This is a genomic window from Paraburkholderia sp. SIMBA_053 (assembly GCF_046534895.1).
Taxonomy (GTDB): Bacteria; Pseudomonadota; Gammaproteobacteria; order Burkholderiales; family Burkholderiaceae; genus Paraburkholderia; species Paraburkholderia caledonica.
Genome location: NZ_JAWRXU010000011.1, coordinates 17,933 through 41,795, shown reverse-complemented (window position 1 = coordinate 41,795; position 23,863 = coordinate 17,933). Strand labels below are relative to the sequence as shown.

General features: G+C 62.0%; 19 protein-coding genes and 1 riboswitch. Of the genes, 7 read left to right on the top strand and 12 right to left on the bottom strand.

Features of this window, described 5'->3' with window-relative positions; translation table 11 throughout:
• Window positions 1-270: 270 nt before the first annotated feature.
• Window positions 271-1,992: a pyrrolo-quinoline quinone gene (locus SB753_RS26125; RefSeq protein WP_410802592.1), complete on the top strand. Its 1,722-nt coding sequence runs from the start codon at window positions 271-273 to the stop codon at window positions 1,990-1,992.
• Between the two features lie 43 nt (window positions 1,993-2,035).
• On the opposite strand, the gene SB753_RS26120 is transcribed toward SB753_RS26125, so the two are convergent.
• The 4 genes from SB753_RS26120 to SB753_RS26105 form a co-directional block, all read right to left on the bottom strand.
• On the bottom strand, window positions 2,036-2,416 hold the full coding sequence (locus SB753_RS26120) for a hypothetical protein (protein WP_408199857.1): 381 nt from the start codon (window positions 2,414-2,416) through the stop codon (window positions 2,036-2,038).
• 128 nt (window positions 2,417-2,544) lie between these two features.
• Window positions 2,545-2,838 (bottom strand): DUF4148 domain-containing protein, encoded by a 294-nt coding sequence (locus tag SB753_RS26115; RefSeq protein ID WP_020068925.1) that lies wholly within the window; start codon window positions 2,836-2,838, stop codon window positions 2,545-2,547.
• A 173-nt stretch (window positions 2,839-3,011) separates the two neighbouring features.
• On the bottom strand, window positions 3,012-4,094 hold the full coding sequence (locus SB753_RS26110) for an aldose epimerase family protein (RefSeq protein WP_410802590.1): 1,083 nt from the start codon (window positions 4,092-4,094) through the stop codon (window positions 3,012-3,014).
• 34 nt (window positions 4,095-4,128) lie between these two features.
• Window positions 4,129-5,352, bottom strand: coding sequence for a XylR family transcriptional regulator (locus tag SB753_RS26105; protein ID WP_110404644.1), 1,224 nt, complete (start codon window positions 5,350-5,352; stop codon window positions 4,129-4,131).
• A gap of 289 nt (window positions 5,353-5,641) precedes the next feature.
• On the opposite strand from SB753_RS26105, the gene xylA reads away from it, so the two are divergent.
• The 6 genes from xylA (at window position 5,642) to SB753_RS26075 (ending at window position 13,956) form a co-directional block, all read left to right on the top strand.
• Window positions 5,642-6,964, top strand: coding sequence for a xylose isomerase (gene xylA, locus SB753_RS26100; protein WP_410802588.1), 1,323 nt, complete (start codon window positions 5,642-5,644; stop codon window positions 6,962-6,964).
• Between the two features lie 142 nt (window positions 6,965-7,106).
• Window positions 7,107-8,135 carry a D-xylose ABC transporter substrate-binding protein gene (gene xylF / locus SB753_RS26095; protein WP_020068929.1) on the top strand — a complete coding sequence of 343 codons (1,029 nt, stop codon included), beginning with the start codon at window positions 7,107-7,109 and terminating at the stop codon, window positions 8,133-8,135.
• An 80-nt stretch (window positions 8,136-8,215) separates the two neighbouring features.
• Window positions 8,216-9,775 carry a D-xylose ABC transporter ATP-binding protein gene (gene xylG / locus SB753_RS26090; RefSeq protein ID WP_410802586.1) on the top strand — a complete coding sequence of 520 codons (1,560 nt, stop codon included), beginning with the start codon at window positions 8,216-8,218 and terminating at the stop codon, window positions 9,773-9,775.
• Window positions 9,772-10,971: a sugar ABC transporter permease gene (locus SB753_RS26085; protein ID WP_131317961.1), complete on the top strand. Its 1,200-nt coding sequence runs from the start codon at window positions 9,772-9,774 to the stop codon at window positions 10,969-10,971. Before xylG ends, SB753_RS26085 begins: the two co-directional genes overlap by 4 nt.
• A 244-nt stretch (window positions 10,972-11,215) precedes the next feature.
• A complete protein-coding gene (locus tag SB753_RS26080) occupies window positions 11,216-13,483 on the top strand; it encodes a molybdopterin cofactor-binding domain-containing protein (protein WP_410802584.1) in 2,268 nt (755 codons plus the stop codon).
• Window positions 13,484-13,497: 14 nt separating this feature from the next.
• A complete protein-coding gene (locus SB753_RS26075; protein ID WP_087753124.1) occupies window positions 13,498-13,956 on the top strand; it encodes a (2Fe-2S)-binding protein in 459 nt (152 codons plus the stop codon).
• A gap of 222 nt (window positions 13,957-14,178) precedes the next feature.
• Here SB753_RS26075 and SB753_RS26070 read toward each other — a convergent pair whose 3' ends face one another.
• From SB753_RS26070 to SB753_RS26035, 8 genes are all read right to left on the bottom strand, one after another.
• Window positions 14,179-15,771: an efflux transporter outer membrane subunit gene (locus SB753_RS26070; protein ID WP_410802582.1), complete on the bottom strand. Its 1,593-nt coding sequence runs from the start codon at window positions 15,769-15,771 to the stop codon at window positions 14,179-14,181.
• On the bottom strand, window positions 15,768-16,724 hold the full coding sequence (locus tag SB753_RS26065; RefSeq protein WP_410802580.1) for an efflux RND transporter periplasmic adaptor subunit: 957 nt from the start codon (window positions 16,722-16,724) through the stop codon (window positions 15,768-15,770). Before SB753_RS26065 ends, SB753_RS26070 begins: the two co-directional genes overlap by 4 nt.
• Window positions 16,725-16,731: 7 nt before the next feature.
• Window positions 16,732-16,941: a DUF1656 domain-containing protein gene (locus SB753_RS26060; RefSeq protein WP_020068937.1), complete on the bottom strand. Its 210-nt coding sequence runs from the start codon at window positions 16,939-16,941 to the stop codon at window positions 16,732-16,734.
• 33 nt (window positions 16,942-16,974) lie between these two features.
• On the bottom strand, window positions 16,975-19,077 hold the full coding sequence (locus SB753_RS26055; protein ID WP_020068938.1) for an FUSC family protein: 2,103 nt from the start codon (window positions 19,075-19,077) through the stop codon (window positions 16,975-16,977).
• Between the two features lie 6 nt (window positions 19,078-19,083).
• Window positions 19,084-19,629 (bottom strand): MarR family winged helix-turn-helix transcriptional regulator, encoded by a 546-nt coding sequence (locus tag SB753_RS26050; protein WP_020068939.1) that lies wholly within the window; start codon window positions 19,627-19,629, stop codon window positions 19,084-19,086.
• An 80-nt stretch (window positions 19,630-19,709) separates the two neighbouring features.
• The gene (locus SB753_RS26045; RefSeq protein WP_020068940.1) at window positions 19,710-21,368 is read right to left on the bottom strand and encodes an ATP-binding protein; all 1,659 of its coding nucleotides are present in this window, start codon (window positions 21,366-21,368) and stop codon (window positions 19,710-19,712) included.
• 4 nt (window positions 21,369-21,372) lie between these two features.
• A complete protein-coding gene (locus SB753_RS26040; protein ID WP_410802578.1) occupies window positions 21,373-22,890 on the bottom strand; it encodes an ATPase domain-containing protein in 1,518 nt (505 codons plus the stop codon).
• A 195-nt stretch (window positions 22,891-23,085) separates the two neighbouring features.
• Window positions 23,086-23,676 (bottom strand): histidine phosphatase family protein, encoded by a 591-nt coding sequence (locus SB753_RS26035; protein ID WP_410802576.1) that lies wholly within the window; start codon window positions 23,674-23,676, stop codon window positions 23,086-23,088.
• Window positions 23,677-23,713: 37 nt separating this feature from the next.
• A riboswitch (cobalamin riboswitch) is annotated at window positions 23,714-23,852 on the top strand.
• Window positions 23,853-23,863: the final 11 nt, after the last annotated feature.

The following is a 23,863-nucleotide window of genomic DNA, read 5'->3' as shown; positions in this document are numbered from 1 at the left end:
ACTGCCGCGGTACAACGCGTGGTTCGTGACGGCGGTGTGCGGACGTAATGGGTGCTGGAAACCTCGAACGGGGGTCAACAATGACAGAAGCACGGACACGATTCAATTCCCGACGACGGCTCTGAACGATTCTGGCCAACACGAGTTGGCACGCTGACAAGTGGCCCGACGCAACGCTTCGCTCTTTGCGAAGCAACGAAGGGTAGATCCGCACTGGAAAGTCGACGGTCATTGGGACTGGCAGTCTTCCCGATCGCCTGGGAGACGTCTATGAACCGCAACATGTATCCGCACAAATGTGCGCTGTCCTGGCGCCGGGTAGTGTCGACCGGCCTGCTTGCCATCTTCTGTATCGCCTGTAGCGGCGGCTCGGGCGGCGACTCCAGCACGAGCAGTACGAGCGGCGGAAGTGGGTCCGGCGGAACGGGCACCGGCGGGACCGGCTCCGGTGGATCGGGTGGTTCGGGCTCGGGTGCAACGTCTTCTGCGAGCGACGTTCTGACGTATCACAACGACCTCGCCCGTACCGGACAGTACCTTGCAGAGACTACGCTGACGCCCGCCAACGTTAACCCGACCGGATTTGGCAAGGTTGCGTTCCTCGCGGCAGACGGCAAGGTCGATGCTCAACCGCTCTACGTCAGCAATCTCCCCATTGGCGGCACGGCGCACAACGTCGTCTACGTCGTGACCGAGCACGCCAGCGTCTACGCATTCGACGCCGACACCAACACACAACTGTGGCAGCGCTCCCTGCTTGGCTCCGGCGAGACGACGAGCGACGATCGTCATTGCGGCCAGATCACACCTGAAATCGGCATCACGTCCACACCGGTGATCGACCGCACGCGCGGCACCGCGGGCGTCCTGTACGCGGTCGCAATGAGTAAAGATGCGAGCGGAGGCATTCATCAACGCCTGCACGCAATAGATCTCGTGACAGGATCGGAGGCCCTCGGTGGTCCCACCGAGATCACGGCCACCTACCCTGGAACCGGCGCGAACAGCAGCAACGGTGTCACCGCGTTCGATCCTCAGCAATACGCGGAGCGCCAGGCGCTAACCCTCGTCAACGGCAATGTCTATCTTGCATGGACGTCGCATTGCGACCAGGGCACTTACGGCGGTTGGGTGATGGCCTACAGCGCGGATACGCTTTCGCAGACAAGCGCGCTGAACCTCACTCCAAACGGAAGTGAGGGCTCGGTCTGGATGAGCGGTGCGGGTATGGCATCCGACGGCGCATTCCTGTACCTCCTCGACGCGAACGGCACTTTCGACGCAACGCTGAATGCGCAGGGTTTCCCTATTGCAGGCGACTATGGGAACGCCTTCCTCAAGCTGTCGACTTCGCCGAGGCTTGGTGTGGCCGACTATTTCGCGACTTTCGACACTGTCGTGCAATCAGCAAGGGACGCGGATCTCGGATCGGGCGGTGCATTGGTACTGCCGGACCAGGCAGACGCAAGCGGCACGACCCGGCATCTCGCCTTGGGAGCGGGCAAGGATTCGAAGATCTACGTGGTCAATCGCGATTCGATGGGCAAGTTCAACACGAGCGCCAACCAGATCTGGCAGGAGATCGACGGGCAACTGCCAGGAGGCGTTTTCGGCATGCCCGCCTATTACAACCATGTCGTGTATTTCGGCTCCGTGGGCGACAATCTCAAGGCGTTTCCGGTGACCGCTGCGCTGCTGGCAACGAGCCCCGCATCGCGCAGTCCCGGCACTTTCCCTTACCCAGGCGCCACACCCAGCGTTTCGGCGAATGGCGCGTCGAATGGGATTGTCTGGGCCGCCGAGAACGGCGCCGTTGGCGCGCTGCATGCCTTTAACGCCGGCGATCTGAGCCAGGAACTCTACAACAGTAACCAGTCCGGGACGCGAGACCCATTCGGCGCGGGAAACAAGTTCATTACGCCAATGATCGCGCACGGGCACGTGTACGTGGGCACGACCAACGGCGTGGCGGTATTCGGTTTGTTGAAATAGAAAAGAAGCTGAAGCTCGCGGCACCCGCCAAGCGCGGCGAGCTTCAACTGCCGATCACCCTCTTTGCCCGTTTTTTTCTGACTCCGGGCTCGACTCCCACGCGCAGATCTCGCCGCTTAACCGCATCGACAACAGCGCGAGCGACCTGCTCGAATTCCTCCTCCCGCTGCGACAAATAAAGCCATTTGCCGAGCACGGGATGCGGCGCGAGCTGCACAAACTCGGCAGTGAGATCTGCATGCCGATCACGCGACGTGCACACCAGCAGTCCATTCCAGGGCTCCTCGCCGTCGCCGACCGCAAGACAGAGCAAGCCATCTACATAAGCCGCTTCGAAGCCGAATAAGCGCTTCCTCAGAAAGCCGGGATCGTCTTCGAAAGGCTCGAAGATCCACAGCAAAGAATTCTTAACGGATGAACCCATGACCGCTCCTGTTTGCGAGCGATCATCTTAAGGCGAAGAGACTGCTTAAAGGAGACGCACAGTCCCACAAGGCCTTGCGCAATAGCAACTCAGGCCGGCAACCGGCCATTGCGCAGAATGCCCAACGCTCACTTGGCCGGCGCGGCAGCCCCTGCTTGCGACGAACCCGTCGCCGTAGAACCGTAGCCGGTGGTGTCGCTCTGAGCCATCGCATTTTGCGCAGCAATGCGAGCTTCGGCTGCTTGAATGTCCGCGGGATAAGTCGCATCCACAGCAACGGCCGGGTTGTATCCCGCCTGCTCGATCTGCTTCAGCTGAGCCTTCACTTCCGCGCGCGTGAGCGGCTGCTCCGACTGTGCAAACGAGACAACTGGCGCGGCCAGAACAACAACCAGCGCGACTGTTTTGATAAGCGATTTCATGATGCTTCCCTCCGGGAATGATGTACTCCGATGCCGCAGCGGATCGTCGGCACCATTCGCGGATTTTAGGAAGCCCTTATTCCAGGGAAAACCCCCAATGCTGTAATTCACTCTTGCAGCAAATGACAAGTCGGCGTGCTGTAATGGACGGCGTAAACAATGAAGGCACTTCGTCAAACGCCGTGGCGCACGTCGACCTTGTACGCGGTGACTTGCCGGTAGGTGTCTCCTGCCCGAACGATTACATCGCTCTGTTCCGCCGGCATGTTCACCTGGTTCGGAAAACCGCCAGCTTCGAGGCAAAGCCCTGCATGTGCCTGATAAACCACACCGCCGCGTCCCGCGTCTCCTCTCAACCAGTTGCCGCTGTAAAACTGCAAGCCACGCTGGTCGGTTGACACGGTCAATTCCCGTCCGCTCCCCGGATCGTAAAGACACGCGACTTCGCGCATATGACCGGCTTGATTGGCGCCAGCAGCCGCGTCGCGCAGCACGTAGCAATGATCGAAACCGCCCGCTTGCACGAGTTGTCCGTGCGGCCAGTCGAGGCGAGCGCCAATCGGCGCGCTCTGCCGGAAGTCAAATGCATTGCCCGCTACATCCGCGAGCCTGCATGGAATCATTGCTGCATCGACTTCGAAGAATTGATCGGCGTCGATCGACAGCATGTGTCCGCGAATATCCGCGCCTGCGCGGCCAGTCAGATTGAAGTACGCATGGCTCGTCAGATTCAGCGGCGTGGCGGCGTCGGTGATGGCTTCGTATTCGATGGTCAACGTGCCGTCATCGTCGAGCGTATAGCGCACCTGCGTGGTGACGTTGCCTGGAAAGCCCGCGTCGCCTTCCGGCGACTCGAGCCGCATGAGCAGCGATCCGTTGTCCTCGCTGACATCCCACATCGCACGGTGGAAGCCCACGCTTCCCCCATGCAGCAGGTTCGCGCCCTCGTTGCGATCGAGCGTGTACTTGATGCCATCGAGCGTAAAACGGGCGTCGGCAATGCGATTCGCCCAGCGGCCGATCAGCCCGCCCATATAGGTCGTGGCCGCGACGTAATCGGCCGGCGTGTCATGCCCGAGCAGAATATCGCCGAGACGTCCGGTGCGATCCGGCGCATGCCACGAAACGAGCGTCGCGCCCAGGTCGCTGATGGCGACCTTCATGCCGTGCGCGTTGCGCAGCGTGAAGAGCCGTACCGGATCGCCGCCATTGAGCGCGCCCCACGGCTCGGATGAAAGTTGTGCGATGCTGATCATGTCGTCGATAAAAATTTGAGAAGTAAAGGCATGCTCAGCCTGGCGTGGAAGCCTGAGTCGAGTTCACGCGATCCTGGTACTCGCGCGGCGTGCAACCGAGTTCACGCCGGAAAACCGCATACATGTATTGCAGCGACGTGAAGCCGCAACGTATCGCCACTTCCGCACTCGATGCATCGCGCTTCGCAAGCAGCGCCTTCGCGACATCCAGTTTATGGCGCAAGATTTCCTGATGCACGGTGCATTTGCGTTCGCGTCGAAAGTACTCTTCCAGCGACGAGCGCGACACGCCCACGTAATCGGCCACCTGTTCGGTGCGAATGCCCTGGCACGCGTACTGACGGATGAAGTGCCGCGCGCGCATCACATACGGACTCGCAAGCGGTTCGTGTCTTGTCGACTCGAGCACGTTGATCCCGACGGGCGGCACGAGAATGCGCCGCCCAGGAAAGCGCGCACCGCGCAGCATCTGATGCAAAAGGTGAGCGGCGGTGCGCCCCATTTCTTCGGTGCCCTGTATCACGGAGGAAAGCGGAATGCGCGTGAGCGTCCGCGTTAGCGGGTCGTTGTCGATGCCGATAATCGCGACTTCTTCCGGTACCGGAATGCCCGCAATCAAGCACGCTTGCAGCAAATGGCGCGCGCGCGCATCGGTCACGGCGATAATGCCGACGGGCTTAGGCAACTCGCGCAGCCACGCAGTCAGCTGTTCGGTCGCCTGGTTCCATGAAGGCGCGCTGGTCGACAGCCCACGATAAATCTCGCCCTGAATCTGCTCGGCGCTGTGCCCGTCCGTGCTGCGCAGATGAGCGAACGCAAGTTCGCGCTGCTGCGCCCAGCGGTTCTCTTGCGCTTGCGGCAAGCTGTAAAGCGCAAAGTGTTCGAGGCCGGCGCCAATCAGATGCGTATAAGCCAGTGAAACGAGCTTGCTGTTATCGGTCGCGATATAGGGTAAATCCGGGGGATACTGTGACGGGTCTTCAAACGACGAGCCCACCGCGACGACCGGCAATGGGCAATCGCGCAATGCTTCACTCACGGCAGGATCGTCGAAATCCGCAATGATTCCGTCGCCGTCAAAGCGCTCGATACCCGTCAGGCGACAACGAAAATCTTCTTCCAGAAAGAGGTCCCACGCCACGCGTGTGGACAGCAGATAGTTACCAATGCCGGTAATGATCTCGCGATCGTAGACCTTGTTCGCGTTGAACAGCAGTGCGATCCGATGGGTCGTCTGTGGAGTTTGCGGACGGGTCATGGCGGTGCGCGGCATGCGGATAGTGAAACCCGCAAAGCCTTCGTCTCCTATGTCGACAGAGTAGGCGCTGCAGCGTCTATCTCCGGTTCGATGTTTTTAAGCGTCCGGTTATTCTAGGCCGCGAATCGCGCACTAGTGCAAAACAAATGGCGGGCGGTGAGAAACATCAAGCACGCTGCGCAATTTCGCAATTGCCGATGCTTGCGGCAAGCGGCAGCATGGCGTCACCTTATTGACCGGCGCGGCCACGTCCGCACGGGTTGCAGTGCAACAAATACTGGAGACGCTGATGTCCTATTTCGAACACATTCCCGAGATCCGTTATGAAGGCCCGCAGTCGGACAACCCGCTTGCGTACCGTCACTACGACAAGAACAGGAAAGTACTCGGTAAAACGCTCGAAGAACATCTGCGCATTGCGGTGTGCTACTGGCATACGTTTGTCTGGCCTGGTGTCGATATTTTCGGTCAGGGCACATTCAAGCGCCCATGGCAGCAGTCCGGCGACGCAATGGAAATGGCGCATCTGAAAGCGGATGCCGCGTTCGAATTTTTCTCGAAGCTGAGCACGCCGTATTACACGTTTCACGATACCGACGTGGCGCCCGAAGGCAGCAACCTGAAAGAGTACAGCGAGAACTTTTCCCGCATAGTGGATTACCTCGCACGCAAACAGCAGGACACCGGTATCAAGCTGCTGTGGGGCACGGCCAACCTGTTCTCGCATCCGCGTTATGCTGCGGGCGCGGCCACGAGCCCCAATCCAGAAGTATTCGCATTTGCCGCGACACAGGTACGTCATGCACTCGACGCCACACAACGGCTAGGCGGCGAGAACTACGTGTTGTGGGGCGGACGCGAAGGCTACGACACGTTGCTCAATACCGATCTCGTGCGCGAACGCGATCAACTCGCGCGCTTCCTGCATATGGTCGTGGACCACGCGCATAAGATCGGCTTCAAAGGCTCGCTGCTGATCGAGCCAAAACCGCAGGAGCCGACCAAGCATCAATACGATTACGATGTCGCGACCGTGCACGGATTCCTGCTGCAATACGGGCTTGCGAAAGACATTCGCGTGAACATCGAGGCGAATCATGCAACCCTTGCCGGCCACTCGTTTCATCACGAGATCGCAACGGCTTTTGCGCTCGATATCTTCGGCAGCGTGGATGCGAACCGCGGCGACCCGCAAAACGGCTGGGATACCGATCAATTCCCAAATAGTGTGGAAGAACTGACGCTCGCGTTTTATGAAATCCTCAAGCACGGCGGGTTCACCACGGGCGGCATGAACTTCGACTCGAAAGTGCGTCGGCAAAGTGTCGATCCGGAGGATCTGTTTTACGGTCACATTGGCGCCATCGACAACCTCGCGCTCGCAGTGGAACGCGCGGCTGTGCTGATCGAAAACGACCGTCTCGACCAGTTCAAACGCCAGCGTTATGCAGGCTGGGACGCCGAGCTTGGACGCAAGATCCTGTCGGGCGACTTCTCGCTGTCGGCGCTCGCCGCCGAAGCGCTGTCGCGCGATCTGAACCCGCGCCACGCGAGCGGCCAGCAGGAGCGCATGGAAAACATCGTCAATCAGGCGATTTATAGCGGACGCTGACGAGCACTGTTGCACGTGAATAAAACGCGCGGACATATACCGCGCGAATAAAAAAGCTTTGGGTTGTCGCTTGTCCGGACCTGCGGCTCGCAGCGCAGGCCGTCCAATCCGGAATTCCGGCTATCAAAAGAAGGAGACAGAAATGAAATTCGCAACACGTCGTACTGTACTGGGTTCGCTCGTATGTGGAGCGGTGCTGGCCAGCCTGTCACTGGCGGCGCCGCTTGCGCATGCCAGCAAGGATCATCCGGAGATCGGCTTCTGTATCGACGACCTGCGCGTCGAACGTTGGTCACGCGACCGTGACTATTTCGTCGCGGCTGCGGAAAAACTCGGCGCGAAAGTATCCGTTCAATCTGCCGATGCCAGCGAGGCGCGGCAAATCTCGCAGATTGAAAACCTGATCTCGCGCGGCGTCGATGTCATCGTGATCGTGCCGTTCAATTCCAAGACGCTCGGCAACGTGGTCGCCGAAGCCAGAAAGGCAGGCATCAAGGTCGTTTCATATGACCGCCTGATTCTCGACGCCGACGTTGACGCCTACATCTCGTTCGACAACGAGAAGGTGGGAGAACTGCAGGCGGAAGGTGTTTATAAAGCGCAACCGAAGGGCAACTACTTCCTGCTTGGCGGCGCGCCGACCGACAACAACGCGAAGATGCTGCGCGAAGGACAGCTCAAAGTACTGAAGCCCGCCATTGACAAGGGCGATATCAAGCTGGTCGGGCAGCAATGGGTGCCGGAGTGGAGCGCATCCACCGCGCTGCGCATCGTGGAAGACGCGCTAACCGCCAACAACAACAAGATCGACGCAATCGTTGCGTCGAACGACGGAACCGCCGGCGGCGCGATCCAGGCACTGGCCGCTCAGCACATGGCCGGGAAAGTGCCCGTATCGGGTCAGGACGCCGACCTCGCAGCAGTCAAGCGGCTGATTGCGGGCACGCAGACCATGACCGTCTACAAACCGCTGAAGCTGATTGCTGGCGAAGCGGCAAAGCTCTCGGTCGCGCTGGCGAAGGGTGAGAAGCCCGCCTTCAATGCGCAATACGATAACGGAAAGAAGAAGGTCGACACGGTGCTGCTGCAGCCTACGTTGCTCACGAAGAGCAACGTGGATGTAGTCATCAAGGACGGCTTCTACACCCAGGCCCAGCTCGCGAGCCAATGAGCGTAACGTGCGCGCCGTTCACCTCGATACATGCAGCAGCGTATCGGCATGAACGCGCGCCCTGCAGCGAGGCATAGCGAATGACGCAACCGTTACTGACGATGCGCGGCATCGTCAAAGCGTTTTCAGGTGTGAAAGCACTCGACGGCATCGACCTGACGGTCTCGCCGGGCGAGTGCGTCGGCTTGTGCGGCGAGAACGGCGCAGGCAAATCCACGCTGATGAAAGTACTGTCCGGCGTGTATCCGCACGGTACCTGGGATGGCGAAATAACCTGGGAAGGCAAGCCGCTCAAGGCAACGAGCATACGCGACACCGAACGCGCGGGCATCATCATCATTCACCAGGAGTTGATGCTGGTGCCCGAGTTGTCGGTAGCGGAGAACATCTTTCTCGGCAATGAAATCACCCTGCCGGGCGGCCGCATGAACTACGCGGCGATGTACCAGCGCGCTGACGAATTGCTGCGCGAACTCGGCATTAGCGGAATCAACGCGGCGCAACCCGTCATGAATTATGGCGGCGGCCATCAGCAGTTGATCGAGATTGCCAAGGCGCTGAACAAGCAGGCGAAGCTGCTCATTCTCGATGAACCGTCCTCTTCGCTAACTTCGTCCGAGATTGCGATTTTGCTCGACATCGTGCGCGATCTGAAGCGGCGCGGCGTGGCCTGCGTCTACATCTCGCACAAGCTCGACGAGGTCGCTGCAGTTTGCGACACGATTAGCGTGATTCGCGACGGACGGCATGTCGCCACCGAACCAATGCACGCGCTCACCACCGACCGCATTATTTCGTTGATGGTTGGCCGCGAGATCAAGAACCTGTTTCCCCGCGAGCCGCATCCGATAGGCGACGTCGTTTTCGAAGCGCGCAACGTAACCTGTTTCGACGTAACGAATCCGCGCCGCAAGCGCGTAAGCGATGTGTCGTTCGAACTGCGGCGCGGCGAGATTCTCGGCGTGGCAGGTCTGGTCGGCGCTGGTCGCACGGAATTGATGCAAGCGATCTTCGGCGCTTATCCTGGCGTGAGCGAGGCAACGGTTGTGATGGAAGGCAAGACCGTAAAGATTCGCGCGCCGATCGACGCGATTCGCGCGGGTATCGGCATGGTGCCTGAAGACCGGAAGCGGCATGGCATCGTGCCTGGTTTAAGTGTCGGCCACAACATTACTCTCGCGGTTCTGCAGCGCTTTTCTTCTGGAGGACGTATCGATTCGGCCGCCGAACTCGACACGATTCACACGGAAATGAAGCGGCTCTCCGTGCGCGCCGCGCATCCGATGTTGTCGATCGCGAGTCTCTCGGGCGGCAATCAGCAAAAGGCGGTACTCACGCGAATGCTGCTGACCGACCCGAAAGTACTGATCCTCGACGAACCCACGCGCGGGGTCGATGTCGGCGCTAAATTCGAAATCTACAAACTCATCTTTCAATTGGCGCAGCGCGGCATGTCGATCGTGATGGTGTCGTCCGAATTGCCGGAAGTACTCGGCATCAGCGATCGTGTGCTGGTGATCGGCGAGGGCGAGTTGCGTGGCGACTTCGTCAACGACGGCCTCACGCAGGAAGACATCCTCAGCGCCGCTATCCGTCCCGTGCAGCGAGTCCCGAACCCAACCGCAGCGAGTGCCGCATGACGCCCGACGTTACTTCACAACGCGCCGACGATACCGCGCCGCGAGGCGCATTCGGCGGCTCACAGCGTATCCAGCAACTGTTCGCGCGTTACAAGATTCTCGCGTTGCTGATCGCCGTGGCCGCGATCTGGATTTTCTTTTCGGTTCTAACGCATGGCGCCTTCGTGACGCCGCGCAATCTGTCGAACCTGCTGCGGCAAATGTCGATTACCGGCATGCTCGCATGCGGCATGGTCTTCGTGATCATTGCGGGCGAGATCGATCTGTCGGTGGGTTCGTTGCTCGGTTTGCTCGGCGGCGTGGCTGCGATACTCGACGTGAACCGCCATTGGCCGATAGGCGTCACGTTGCCGGTGGTGATGCTGCTCGGCGTGCTCGTCGGCGTTTTCAACGGATGGTGGTCCACATACCGGCGCGTACCTTCGTTCATTGTCGGCCTGGGCGGCATGCTCGCCTATCGCGGCATTCTGCTCGGCGTGACCGGCGGCTCGACCATCGCGCCGGTGTCCGACGGTTTTGTGTTCGTTGGACAAGGCTATTTGCCGACGCTTGCAGGCGACACGCTCGCCGTGGTGTTGTTCGTACTGCTCGCGTTTTTGACCATACGTCAACGCCGCAATCGCGAGCGCTACCAGTTGAGCGTGGTGCCGGTCTGGCAGGACGTCGCGAAGGTGATCGGCGCAGGTGTGATCCTGGCGGGCTTCGTTGCGACGCTCGATCGTTACGGCGGCATTCCGGTGCCCGTTCTGTTGCTGCTTGCGCTACTCGGCATTTTTACGTGGATTGCCACGCAGACCGTGTTCGGACGACGCATCTATGCGGTCGGATCGAACCTCGAAGCGACGCGTCTTTCCGGCGTCAACACGAATCGCGTAAAGCTGGCTATTTTCGCGTTGATGGGCCTGATGTGCGCGTTCGCGGGGATTGTGAACACGGCGCGGCTCGCGGCAGGTTCGCCATCGGCGGGCTCGATGGGCGAACTCGACGCGATTGCGGCGTGCTTTATCGGCGGCACGTCGATGCGCGGCGGTTCCGGCACCGTGTACGGCGCGTTGATCGGCGCGCTCGTGATGGCAAGCCTCGACAACGGCATGTCGATGCTCGACGTCGATGCCTATTGGCAGATGATCGTGAAAGGCAGCATTCTCGTGCTGGCCGTCTGGATCGATGTGGTGTCAGGTTCGAACAGGCGGTGAAGTGGTTGGCTATGGGGCGGCCCCGCCCCAAGTCGCCACCGGTCACCCACAATTAATGAAGCACCCCACGACTCCCGGCCAACCCCTTGCCATGACGAAAGCCGCGAGTCGGCGCCTCCATCGCTTCATCCGACGAATTTAAGTTCGCGCCCGCTCCCCCGTCTTACTACTATTGCGGGGAACGCAGGGCGCGAAGTGGCGCCTTCACAGCTTGTTACCGGCGGCAAGCGGATAGGCAATCGTCATGAAGCGCAGAACCTTCCTTGTTGACGGCGCGGGTGCATTCGGCGCGTTGCTGGTCGGCTGGTCTGTGCTGCCCGCGCGGCAACGTCTCACCACCGCCGTGCCGCTGCCCGTCGAGGGCACGCAAGCGGCGCTCAACGGCTGGGTCAAGATCGCGTCGGACAATACCGTCACGGTCATGATGTGCAAAGCGGAAATGGGCCAGGGCGTCCATACCGGCCTCGCGATGGTCCTCGCGGAAGAACTGGACGCCGACTGGTCGCGCGTGCGAGTCGAAGACGCGCCGATCGACAACATCTACAACAGCGTGCAGAGCGTCATTGACGATCTGCCGTTTCGTCCCGATCACGACAGCATCACGAAGCGCACGATCGTCTGGTACACGCGCAAACTGATGCGCGAGGCCGGCACGATGATGACGGGCGGATCATCGAGCATTAACGACCTGTGGACACCGATGCGCGAAGCGGGCGCCTCGGCGCGCGCGATGCTGATCGCGGCTGCGGCGGCGCAATGGCACGTGCCGGCTGGCGAGTGCGTCGCGCAGAGCGGATACGTGAGTCATCCGTCGGGCCGTAAGGCGAGCTTTGGCGAGTTGTCGTCGATGGCGGCTCAGCAAGCTTTGCCCCACAAGGTTACGTTGAAAGACCCCGCCGGTTTCAGGCTGATCGGCAAGCCGCTGCCTCGTATCGAGGCCGCTTCGAAACTGAACGGCACCGCGCGTTTCGGCATTGACGCGTTGCCCGACGGCCTGCTCTACGCGAGCGCCGTCATGTGTCCCACGCTCGGCGGCACGGTCGCGAGCTTTGACGCCGCGTCGGCGGCGAAAATGCCGGGCTGCATCAAGGCTCTCGCCTTCCCGCCGTATAACGGCGGCACGGGTGGCGTTGCCGTGATTGCAAACAACCCGTTTCGCGCGATGAACGCGGTCGACGCCATCAACGTAACGTGGAAGCACGGCGCCGCGGCATCACTGTCGAGCGCGGAAGTGGAGCACCGCCTCGCGCTCGCACTCGACGACGGCGACGGCCACGCGTACTACCATCGCGGCGACATTAACGACGCATTGAGCCGCGCGGCCCACACCGTCAGCGCCGAATATCACGCGCCGTATCTCGCGCACGGCGCAGTCGAACCGCTCAATTGCACGGTGCAGGTCGCGGACGGCGCGGCGACCGTATGGGTGTCGACGCAAGTGCCGGCGCTCGCGCGGCATCACGTAGCCAAGGTTTTGCATATCGACGACGACAAGGTCACCGTGCATGCGCAGTTGCTGGGCGGCGCGTTCGGGCGGCGTCTCGAACTCGATTACATTGCACAGGCCGCGGTGATTGCACGCGAGGCGGACGGCCATCCCGTTCAAACGTTGTGGTCGCGCGCGCAAGACTTCACGCATGATTTCTATAGGCCGGCATGCGTTGCCCGGTTGAGGGCCGGTCTCGACAACAACGGCAAACTGATTGCGTGGCACAGCGCATCCGCGAGTCAGGCGATCGTGCCCGAAGCGCTCTCGCGCTATTACGGCGTGCCGCGCATTCCGATCGACAAAACCACTTCTGAAGGCGCATTCGATCAGCCATACGAATGGCCCGTCGTGCGAGTGGCGCACAAGATCGTGGAATTGCCGGTGCCTGTCGGCTTCTGGCGCTCGGTCGGGCACTCGCATCAAGCCTTCTTCACCGAGAGCTTCACCGACGAACTCGCTGCCGCCGCAGGCCAGGATCCCGTGGCGTTTCGCGCTGCGTTGCTGGCGCAGCACCCGAGGCATCTGGCGGTGCTGCAGCGCGTGGCCGCGCTGTCGGACTGGCACGAGCCGTTGACCCATGCCGCCGATGGCGCGCCGCGTGCGCGCGGCGTCGCGCTTCACGAGGCGTTCGGCAGTGTGGTGGCGCAGGTCGCGGAAGTGTCGATCGGACCGCGCGGGCGAATCCGCGTGCATCGCGTGGTGTGTGTGATCGATTGCGGCTTGCCTGTGAACCCCAATCTGATTCGTCAGCAGATGGAGAGCGGAATCGTATTCGGTCTGTCCGCCGCATTGCAGGACGAGATCACGATTGTGAATGGGCAAGTGGAACAGAAGAACTTCGTCGACTTTCCGGTGGTGCGGATCAACGATTGCCCGGTAATCGAAACTGACATCATGCCGAGTCGCCTGCATCCGCAGGGTGTCGGCGAACCGGGTGTGCCGCCGGTCGCGCCCGCCGTAGCAAACGCGGTGTTCGCGCTGACCGGCAAGCGGCTGCGCACATTGCCCTTGAAGCTCACGTAACGCGGGAGACACGCATGCGATCGCTGAACATCAACGGCCGCGCGGTGGCGGTGCAAGCGGAACCCGATATGCCGCTATTGTGGGTGCTGCGTTGCGAACTCGGCATGACCGGCACCAAGTTCGGCTGCGGTGTCGGCATTTGCGGGGCGTGCACGGTGCACCTGAACGACAAGCCGTGCCTGTCGTGTCAGACGCCCATGTCGACCCTGAATACACAGAAGATAACGACCATTGAAGGGATGCAAGGCGCCGAAGCCCAAGCGTTAAAGGCCGCTTGGATCGATCTCGATGTGGTGCAGTGCGGCTATTGCCAGAGCGCGCAGCTGATGGCCGCCTGCGCGCTGCTGAAACAGAAGCCGCGCCCGACTGACGCCGACATCGACGCGGCAATGAGCAACATCGTATGTCGCTGTGGCACGTATCCCCGCGTGCGCGCCGCGATTCACGAAGCGGCGAAGCGCCGGCCTGTGTGATAGCCGGCGCTTCGTGGGCGATGGAGTTAGCCTGCCAGCAACTCGACCACGGCCACGACGGCCGTGAAGATGCCAATGCATCCGCCCAGTGCTGCTGCGCTTTTCATGAACGACGACATAGCTTGGCCTCGTAACGTGTTGTGGTTGGTGGCACGTATTTAACCGCAATTGAAAGGCAAAAGAAATGTCACCAAAAATAAATCGTAAGCTTGAGCGCCGGTATTACGGCGCTTGGGTCACCGGGGTTGCCTGCTCTGATCTGACGGGAGTCGCCCCCGATGGTGTCGGCATATGCGGTGCCGCTGCCTGTGTCTCCTCCCAGCCGCCGCCGAGAGCAAGGAACAGATTGACCTGGTCAATGGCCACCTGACCTTCCGCGACCGCTACCTGAGATTTCGTCGACGTTAGCGTGCGGGTAGCGTCCAGATCCGAGATGAACGACTCGCGGCCTGCGCGATAGAGCCGATGCGTTTCGTCAGCGGATTGCGTCGCCGACTGCAGCGCGGCGCGCAATGCGTCAGCGCGAGCGTAGTCGGAGGCATAGGTGGCGAGGCTCGTTTCGGTTTCGCGCAATGCGGTCAGCACGACGCCGTCGAAGCGCGCGAGCGCGACCTGACTCGACGCCTGCGCTTCGCGTACGCGGCCGCGCGCACCGTTCGCCGGGAACGTCCAGCTGATCAGCGGACCGAAACCCCAGCGCGCGGTCGGCGAGGTGCCGAGGTCTTCCAGAACGCCCGTCACACCCGCCGATGCGCCGATGCTCACAGTCGGGTACAGCGCGCCCGTGGCGACGCCAATGCGCGCCGTGGATGCCGCCAACTGACGCTCGGCCTCGCGCACGTCGGGTCGACGCTTGAGCAGCGCAGCGCCGTCGCCCACCGGAATCGGCTGACGGATCTGCGGCAGCTTCTCGCAAGCGAGAACAGCGGGCGGCAGGTCCGACGGCGCACGCGCGAGCAAAGCCGCGAGCCGGTACTGCGCAATCTTGCGGCGCGCGGTGTAGCGCGGAATATCCGCGAACAACGTATCGACCTGCGTCTGACCGCGCGTGACTTCCGTTTGATTGCCACGGCCGGCATCGCGCAGACGGCGCGATACATCCACGCGTTGTCTCTGCAATGCGAGCGACTGCTGCGCGATTTCCAGTTCCTCGGCCGCCGAGCATTGTTCGACGTAGGCGCGCACCACGTCGGCGACCACCGTGATTCGCGCGAGATCGGCCGCGGCCTGCACGGCCTCGGTGTCGGCTTGCGCCGCTTCCACGCCGCGCCGAAGCTTGCCGAACAGATCGATTTCGTACGCGACGCTGATGCCGATGTCGCCTTCATTCACGACCGGCAGTTTTTCAGTCAGCAAGTATTTTTCGGCCGATTCCTGCGCGCGTTCGATCACCGCCGAGGCGTTGCCGGAAAACCCGCCCTGCGCCTGCGCGACGCCTAGCGCCTCGCGCGAGCGCGCGAGATTGGCGGCGGCCACGCGCAAGTCGGTGTTCGATTGAAGCGCTTGGTCGACGAGACCGTTCAGCACGGGATCGTCGTACAGTTTCCACCACACAGCCGGCACGTTGCCGCGTGAGGTGAGCGTTGCGTCCGCGCCCTCGATCTGCGCATTCGCGAGCGGCGCGTTGACGAGTGCGTCTTTCGGCAGCGAGTAGTTGGGGCCGACGTTCATGCAGCCATTGAGCGCCGCCGTCAAAGGCAGCAGCGGCAGTAATGGCAACAGCGGCAACAGCGGCAACAGCCGCAGTTGTCGTTGCAATTGCGGTCGCGGCAGCCCGAGCGAACGCAGAAACGGCACGGTGCGCGACAGTTTCATTGCGAGGCGCCCGAAGTGGCCGCGGCACTCGCAGGCGTTGCGGCGGATGCGCTCGACGCTCCCGTGACATGCGAAGCGCGCGCATTCGCCAGGTCGCGCACCGACACGGTAGCAGTACGCCCGGCGATCATGCGGAAGTCTGCGGGCACTTCATCGAGCGCGACGCGCACCGGAATGCGCTGCGCGAGACGTACCCAACTGAAGGCGGGATTCACGTTCGGCAGCAGATTGGAGCCTTGCGTGCGGTCGCGATCTTCAATGCCCGCGACGATGCTTTGCACGTGGCCGCGCAGCAAATTCGGCTCGCCCATCACGTTGATGTCAACCGGCTGGCCGATGTCGATACCGCCCAACTTGGTTTCCTCGAAGTAGCCGTCGACACGAAACGAATGCATATCGACAACCGAGACCACCGCCCGCCCGGCGGCAACGAATTCGCCGGCACGCGGCGCGCGGTCGTTCAGGTAACCGTCCACCGGGCTCATGATCGTCGCGCGTTGCAGGTTCAGTTTTGCGGTGTCGATTGCGACGTTCGCGTCCGCGAGCGCCGCTTCCGCCTGGTCCACGCGCGAGCGGCTTTCTTCCGCGACTTCGGCGGCGACCAGATTGCCGAGTTTGCGATTGCGCACGTCCTCGCGGCGCGCCTGATCGAGCGTGGCGCGGCGTTGCTGCGCGGTGGCCTGGGCCTGACGAAGCGCGAGCGTGTAACGCGCCTGGTCGATGACGAACAGCACCTGGCCTTGCCTGACCTGCTGGTTGTCCAGTACTTGAACCGATGAGATCAGCCCCGACACGTCCGGCGCGACCTGGATCACGTCGGCGCGCACGTGCCCGTCGCGGGTCCACGGCGCGAACATGTAGTAGTCGACCAGCTTCCACAGCACGAGTGCCGCGGCCACGACGACGATCAGGGTCAGCACGATCTGACCGACGGAGAACCAGGTTTTTTTCACGTTGATTTCACGAAACGAGTCTGTGCGAAACGACGACGACAAGGCCCAGCACCAGCACATAGATGCCGAGGTCGAAAATGGAGCGATGCCACACGAAGCGGTAAAAGCCGACGCGCGCGAGCGCCGTGCGAATGGCGAGGTTGATCAGATAGGCGACCAGCATCAACACGAGCACGGCCGGCACGAACACGCCGAAGATATCTATTTCACCGATCATCGCGGGAAGGGAGCAGAGTGTTGAGCGGCGGCATTACGCGTTCGCCTCAGTTGCGGGCGGCGTGGGTGTTTGCAGCGTGGCTGGAAATAGCGAAAGACGCAAGCCGACAAGCGCATGAAGCGCTTCGCGCAAATGACGTGCCGAAGCTTGCGAGTTCGCGCCCGGCGCGCCGGCATTGGCGAGCCCTTGTGCAATGACGCGCGCTACAGCCGAATCGATCGACGACATCAGGCTGTCCGGCACCGGTTCGCGCGAGCGACGGTTCACGCAGTTTTCATAATAGGCGCGCACGCCGTCGAGCGCGCCGTCGATCGCAGCGGGCGCTTCGCCGCCGAGCTTACGTGTGAGACGTCGCAGATCGAGTGCATTGAACGCAATGCGCAGGTCGCGAAAGCTTTCGATGGACGGATGACGATGGTCGTCGGTCGCCGCAAGCCGCGGGATCAATTGCATCAAACGGTCGAGCATGCGGGCCGCGTGATTGCGCGGGTCTTCAATTGTCCGCGTGGACGCGGTTAACGCAACGTCGGTCCAGCTCGAACGCAACAGGCGCGCTGCCGCAAGTTCCGCGCCGAACGGGCGCGTGACCCGTGTCCACAGATACGCATACAGCAGCCCCGCGAGGCCCGCGAAATTGCTGTTCAGGAAGGTCAGAAAGTTGGCGTCGTACGCGTCCTGAATGCTGATGAACGTGGCGGTGTTCACGGCGACGAGCACCGTGGCCAGGTTGAACTGCGGGCGCGGAATCAGCGTGCCCACGAGAATGAACGGCGCGGCGAACAGGACCACCAGCATCGGAAAGTCATGCACGTGCGGCAGTACCGCGAACAGATAGACGCCTGCCGCCACCACGGCGATAGCCGTAGCGACAAAAAAGCGGAAGACCATTGGCGCGGGCTCGTCGAGCGCGGCAAAAAAGCAGCAGGCTACCGCGGCAAGTGTCACGGCGCTGGCGCCGTCTGCCCAACCCGATTCGATCCACAGACTGCACGCGAGAATGACAGCCGCGGCTGCCGAGCCGGTGGAGAACAACATCATGCCGCGATCGTAGAAGCGCTCGGTGCCACCGAGCCGCCAATGACGAAAACGAGGCCGCCATGAGCCCTCTTCACGCGTGATGATGATGCGCAGCGAGCGGCAGTCTTGCCATACGTCGATGACCTGCCTCATGCGCCATAACGCATTCGACAGCAGCGCGCCGTCCCATGTCGCGAGCGCGGCGGGCGGCGGCTGCATCGCCGCGATGCGCTCACGCAGCGCATCTGCGGCGGCGTCCGGATGATAGCCCGCGCTGGCTGCCGGCAGAGGCGCGTTGAACCACTTGATGACGTCGGCGAGCAGCGCCTCGAGCCCGTCCGGCCACTTGTGACTGCCACTGTTGTACAGCGCGAGCAGCGGATCGGCGAGCGACGACATGATCGGCAGCAGCAATTGCATGCGTCCGCGAAGTTCCTGCGCGCGCGTGAGAATGTCGGGGCGTGTGTGGTCGTAGGCCAGTTGGCTCAACAGCAATTCCAGGCCGTTGATGGTGGTCGCGAGCCGCTGCCGCGCGGCGGAAATCGCCGTGCCCGCGATGCGGCCCGACAGCGTTTCGGTCGCGTAGAACGCGGCGTCGCGAAACCAGGCGTCGGTCCGTTCGATGATGGTCGGCGCGAGCCGGCTCGGAAACAGCACGCTGCCCACGATGCTCGCGCACACGATGCCGAGAGTGATCTCTTCTGTGCGGCTAACGGCAAGATCGAACACGCCGGCCGGATTCGTGACCGCGGGCAGCGCGATGATCGGCATCGTATAGCTCGCGAGCAGGAACACGTAGCTGCGCGCAGTCCGGTCCGATACGGCGAGATAGAGCAGGGTGCCGACCCATAGCGCGAGAATCACGCTGAACAGATACGGAGATTCGACGAAGGGCGGCACGAGCAGTACAGCCGCCGACGCGCCGAGCGCGGTGCCGAGCGCGCGATAGATCGCCTTGGAACGCGTTGCGCCGACGAACGGATTCGACACGATATAGACGGTCGCCATTGCCCAGTAGGGCCGTGGTAACTGGAGCGCCAGGCCGATGTACAGCGCGATCATCGCGGCGGCAAACGTCTTGACCGAGAACAGCCAGTCGCGAACGGAGGGGTAGATCATGACGCGTTACGCCGATCTGTTGACGTTGCGTGGCGCAGTTGTGCGGCTGGGGCGGCTTGTATTTTTGGCCGGGCTCGTGGACCGCGTCGACTTCGTGGCACTGGCGCTTTCGGACTCTTCCGCGGAATCGGCTGTGAACGCGGCAAGCACGCGCAAGGTTGCTTCGAGATCGCTGCGTGAAACACCCTTGAGCGCCTGCGCGCGCAGTGTGACCAGTTCTTCTTCCATTTTCTCGGTCACCGCGCGGCCCGCTTTTGTCAGCACCACCGTTTTAGCGCGGCGGTCTTCGGGATCTTCGTCGCGACGCATCAGGCCCGCAGCACACAGTTGGTCCAGCAGGCGCACGAGCGAAGGTCCTTCGATGCCGATGTAATCGGCCAGCGTGACCTGACGAACCGCCTCGCCGAGCCGGCTCGCGGTGAGCAGCGGCGTGGCGCAGGCCTCGGAGACGTTGAACGCGGACAGCACGCCATGACTCGTGCGCCGCCACTTTCTGGCAGCGATCACGAGTGTGCTGCTCACTTTGCGGCGTAAGGCGTCGAGATTCGTCATGGCCGGTATTGTATTTCCAAAACAATCGTTAGCAAACTATCGAATTGGAATTTTTAGCGGCGCATGGCGACGCACGAGCGTCACGCGACCAGTCCGAGTCTGATCGTCCTCGCGAGATCGTCGAGCTGAAAAGGTTTGCGCAGTACCGTGCAGCGTTCTACCGCAAGACCGGAAATGTCGATGTCGGCATAACCGGTTGCGAGAATCACCGGCAAATCGCTGCGCATCTTGCGCGCCTCGGCGATCACGTCGATGCCGTTCATGCCCGGCATCGCGAAGTCGACCATCAGCAGGTCGGGGTTGTCGTCCCGCAGGCGGTTGAGTCCGGCTCGCCCGTCAGCGGCTTCCGTCACGTGGTAGCCGAGCATTTTCAGCGACTCGACGAGCATGGCGCGTACTTCGCTGTCGTCTTCGATCACCAGCACGCGCTTTTCGCCCACGGCGTTCGCTTCGATATTGGACGCCTCCGCAGCCTGCGGCGCGACGGGGTCGCGTAGCGGCAACCACACCTCGACCGTCGTACCGGCGCCTTCTTCGCTGAAGAGTCTCGCGGTGCCACCGGCTTGCCGCGCGATGCCGTACACCTGGCTGAGGCCGAGTCCCGTCCCTTTGCCGATCGGCTTAGTCGTGAAGAACGGATCGAACACGCGCGACACGATATCGGGCGGTATGCCCGAGCCCGTATCGGTGACTTCGATCACGACATAGCGGCCTTCGGCAAGCGTCTGATCAGGCGCTGTGCGCTGCTTCACGCGGACACTGAGCTGGCCGCCGCCGGGCATTGCGTCGCGCGCGTTGATCGCGAGGTTGAGCACGGCCAGTTCCAGCTGATTGGCGTCGGCCTGCGTCCACATCTCGTCGCTTTCGAAGTCGTTGCTGTAGCTGATACCCGATCCCAGCGACACGGTGATGATGTCGCGCATGCCTTGCAGCAACGCGACGACGTCGACGGCCTTCAGATCGAGGTTGCTATTGCGCGAGAACGTCAGCAACTGGCCGGTCAGTTTCGCGCCGCGTTCGGTTGCGCGCTTGACCGTCGCCGCCATACCGCGAATGCGCTCGTCACTGCTCACCCGGGAGATCAGTTCCGAGTTGACCATGATGACGTTCAGCAGATTGTTGAAGTCGTGTGCGATGCCGCCGGTGAGTTGCCCGAGCGCTTCCATCTTCTGCGATTGCACGAGCACGGCCTGCACTTTTGCGCGCTCGTGAATCTCCATCATCAGCCGGTTGTTGGCTGAAGCGAGCTCATGCGTACGTTCGGCGATGCGGCCTTCGAGCGAGTCGTTCAGTTGCACCAGCGCTTCCTGCGCTTCGATCCGCTCAGCCAGATGGCGGCGCGATTCATATTGCCGCGCACGGGCGCGCAGCGCCGAGGCCACCGCGCGGCGCAGCGTCTCGGAGTTCAGCGGACGCTCCAGGACGACTACGTTGCCCAGGCGCTCCAGCACTTCGATCCCGCGCGCCGAGCGATGCCCCACGCGCGTGGCCGCAAGCAGAATGAACGGAAAGTCGGACCACGCCGGCTGCTGCTCCAGCCAGCGGAATAGACGCGTCGCATGTTCGCCGGCGAGCGCTTCTTCAGCGATGAGCGCGCTACCCGCGCCGGCGTCGAGCGCCTCGGTGAGGGCGTCCGCGTCGCGGCACGGCACGCATAGACGTTGATCCTTGTGCAGAACCTCGGCAATAACATCGGCGTCGCGGCCAAAAGGCGCGAGAATCAGGACCCGTTGCTCCATGACGTTACTGCCGCGACGTGTCGATGACACGCTCCGTCGAGCCAAGTAGCGCCGTGGTGCCGCGATAAGACGGCAAGCCGGAAAGCACGCCTTCGAAGTCGCGCAGCGCTTCACCCACTTCGACGCCATGGCTCGTGAGCCGGAACTGGCGGATCGAACGTTCATGGGCATTAGCGCGGCTCTTTACTGCCGTCACGGCGGTCAGCACTTCACCGTGGTGTTCGAAATAGCGGAACAGAATGACGACGTCGCTCAGGTAGCTGATATCGATATCGCTCTGAACCTCGCCGATAATCCCATGCTGTCCCAGCACGAGCATCGTCATGACGCCTTGCTGGTTCAGATACCCGAGCAGTTCGTGCATCTGCAACAGCAGATAGCGCTCACCGGGCATTGCTTGCAGGTAAGCGTTGAGACTGTCGATCGCCACATATTTCACGCCTCTTTTCTCGACGGAGGTGCGAACGTCGCTCGCGAACTCGCCGGGCGAGATCTCGGCGGGATCGATCTGACGCAGCGTCAATAGTCCGTTGTCCACATAGGGCTGCAGATTCATGCCGACCGTCGCGCAACGCGCGACAAGGGTGACCAGCGTTTCGTCGAAGACATAGTAGACGCAGCGTTCGCCACGTTCGAGAGCCGCAATCAGGCACGAAACCACGGTGGTGGTTTTGCCGACACCCGAAGGGCCGATCAGGAGCGCGTTGGTGCCAGGTATCAGTCCGCCGCCCAGCAGCGCGTCGAGACCTCCAGTGCCCGTGCTCACCACATGTGTATCGAATTTGGCGTGATGCTCGGCCGCGACGAGGCGCGGATAGACATGGATGCCGCCGGTGTCGAGCGTGAAGTCGTGGTATCCCTCGCGGAACTTGATGCCGCGCATCTTGGCAATGCGCAGGCGCCGGCGATTGCCGCCGTAGTCGTGCACGACGTTGTCGAGCGCGATCACGCCGTGAGCGATGCTGTGCAATTGCACGTCGCCCGGGTCGGACGTATTGTCGTCGAGCAGCAAGACCGTGCATGCGCGCGTGGCGAAATAGCGTTTCAACGCGAGGATTTGCCGCCGGTAGCGCAGTGCGTTCTGCGACAGCAGGCGCAACTCGGACAGACTGTCGAGCACGATCCGCACAGGCTTGATCTCGTCGACCTGCTGGATGACGTTTCGCACCGTTTCGCCGAGTTCGACCTCAGCCGGATGCAGCACCGTCTGCTCGAATTGCGGATCCAGACCTTCGTCGGAGACCAGTTCCAGGATATGGAACTGGCTCAAATCCCAGCCATGGCTGTCAGCTACCGAGATGAGCTCCGAACGAGTCTCGGAGAGCGTAATGTACAGACCTGCCTGCCCTTCCTCAGCGCCCTGAAGTAAAAATTGCAACGCCAGGGTGGTTTTACCCGTTCCCGGCGCGCCCTCCACCAGGTACATGCGGTGTGGGGTGAGGCCGCCTCCCAGGATGTTATCGATTCCCTCGATTCCTGAGCAAAGGCGGGTAGGCTTGTGAGTGGCAGCGTCTTTTGACATAGCGTGGTTATAGCATCGAATAATTGGCCTGGTCCGTCAGCCGGTATCGCCAGAATGCAAGTTGCATGCCTATTGCGAAAAGACCGTGGTTGGCGCGTGTGCGCCGGCGGAGAAGCGTGATCAGCGCCGTGTTAGTTCGTGTGGGCGGCGCGGCTGTCGGTATCGGACGAATAAGCCTTGGTTGTTCCGGCAAGGTCACGACGACGTCGGCCGCCATGTCCAGTCCCGTCGTTGCGAGCGCTGCAGTTCGACGACCGCGAGCGGTGGGATTTCAATGCGCGAAAACACCGCTGGCGGTGTGCCCAACACATGGACGATCGCCGCGCGGACCAGCGGCGCATGCGTCACGGCGACCACATCGTGGACAGCGTGCGACGCGCCATCCGGCGCGACGTCTATTGCGTCGAGCCATTCGCCGATCCGCTTCACCACCTGGCTGAATGATTCGCCGCCGTGAGGAGCGGCGTCGGGGTCGTGCGTCCAGGCTGCCAGTGCGTCTGGCGCGTGCGCGGCGAGATCGTTGAGCCGTTGGCCGCGCCACTGGCCGTAGTCGACATCCGAAAGCGCGGTGTCCACCTTCGCAGCGAGGCCGAGCGCCAGGGCCGTTTCGCGCGCGCAGGCGGCGGGGCTGACGAATGCGCTTGCATTATCGGCAAACGACAGGCGCGCTCGCGCTGCTTGCGCTTCGCCGAGGCCGCGAGCGTCGAGCGGATCGTCGGCCGGAAAGCGGCCCGCGCGCATGGCCGCGGTTGGCGCATGGCTGACCAGTAACAGCCGCAGGTTCATTTTTGAGTTCCCGTCAATATGCGCTCGTGTCGCTGCGTGGTAGCTGGCGCGGAAGTTTAGCGCGTAGAATAGCCGCACTGCGAAGCGCGGAAGCCGGTGAAAGCCCGGCGCGGTCGCGCCACTGTAATCGGCATCACAAGCCGAAAGCCAGACCTGAGCTTCGCATCATTCCTCTGCAATCGACTAC